1 protein-coding gene is annotated in these 514 nt (G+C 50.2%); it reads right to left on the bottom strand.

Features of this window, described 5'->3' with window-relative positions; genetic code table 11:
- Positions 1–433, bottom strand: a 433-nt coding sequence (locus PQG66_RS25260) for a hypothetical protein (RefSeq protein ID WP_272040607.1), incomplete at its 3' end; no start/stop codon positions are given.
- Positions 434–514: the final 81 nt, after the last annotated feature.

Here is a 514-nt window from a genome sequence, read left to right as displayed (position 1 = left end):
GATCGGTTGCGGAGACCCAAAGTTCGATGGGCTGACTAATCGACCCGCTATACGACCCGCTATACGTTAATATGTTGTCATTGATGTAAGCATGACCGGTGGCGTAGCTGATACCTTCCAAAGCAAAGACCAGAGGATCGTTGTCTCGATCTGTGAAATAAGTATTTAGGTCAACCTGAGTGAGTGTACCGCTGGACTGAATCAGGCCATGCGATACAGGTTCAGGTACGAAATTCAGTGTGCTGGTTAGATCCGTGTACAGTCCTTGTGAATCCGTGGCCCGCAGGGTGAAGGACGCCGGGATCGTTGGCGATCCGCCGAGGTACAAATCGTAACCTCGTAGACTCACACTCAGCCCGCTGAGGGGATCCGGCTCTTGTACCAAAGTAAACGAGAGCGCATCTCCATTGGGATCGTGGAATAAGTAAGACACACCCAAAACGTGTGGGTCAAATTTGTTCCTATTGGGATCAAACGTAATCAAGGGCGAGCTTACAATCAGTGGTGCCAAGTT

This window comes from Paenibacillus sp. JJ-100, assembly GCF_948329825.1.
Lineage (GTDB): Bacteria > Bacillota > Bacilli > Paenibacillales > Paenibacillaceae > Paenibacillus.
The sequence above is the reverse complement of the archived record's forward strand: the minus strand, read 5'-3'. Positions and strand labels throughout refer to the sequence as shown.